Raw genomic sequence first — 613 nt, 5'->3', positions numbered from 1 at the left:
TGCAGGTCCTTGGCGATCCGGTCCCGGTCCTCCAAGACGACGAGCCGTTCGGCGTCCCGCCGGCGTTCGGCCAGCTCCAGGGCGATGGCCGCCTGCGCGGCGAACGTCTCCAGCAGCCGCCGTACGGACGAGCCGAAGGCCGCGCCGCCCGGGAGGGCGGCCACGGTCAAAACGCCGTGCGGGGCCTCGCCCACACCGAGCGGCACCGTCAGCACCGGCCCCAGGACGAGGCCCCCGGGCAGTTCGGCGCCGGGCAGCGCGAGCGGGGAACCCTCGCGCAAGACCTCCTCGCCGAACCCCGGCCGTACGCCGTGCAGCGTGCCGGCGTGGCGGCCGTCGGCGGCGCGTACGACGAGGCCGTCCGGCCCGGCCAGGGCGAGCAGCGCGAGGTCGGCGTCGCAGATCTCCCGCGCCCGGCGCGCGACCAGGCCGAGGACCTCGGCCTGGTCGGTACCGGACAGAAGCGCGGTCGACACCTCCGCCGACGCCTGCAGCCAGCGTTCGCGGCGCCGCGCGTCCTGGTAGAGGCGCGCGTTCTCGATCGCGACGCCGGCCGCCGTGGCCAGCGCGGTCACGACGTTCTCATCATCCTCGTCGAACGCCTCACCACCCA

General features: G+C 75.9%; 1 protein-coding gene. It reads right to left on the bottom strand.

Annotated features, from left to right (window positions below; all coding sequences use genetic code 11):
- Positions 1–613: GAF domain-containing protein (locus QWU11_RS47105; RefSeq protein WP_290121141.1), on the bottom strand; the 613-nt coding region annotated here is incomplete at both ends.

The sequence above is a fragment of the Actinomadura sp. DC4 genome (assembly GCF_030406325.1).
Lineage (GTDB): Bacteria > Actinomycetota > Actinomycetes > Streptosporangiales > Streptosporangiaceae > Actinoallomurus.
The sequence above is the reverse complement of the archived record's forward strand: the minus strand, read 5'-3'. Positions and strand labels throughout refer to the sequence as shown.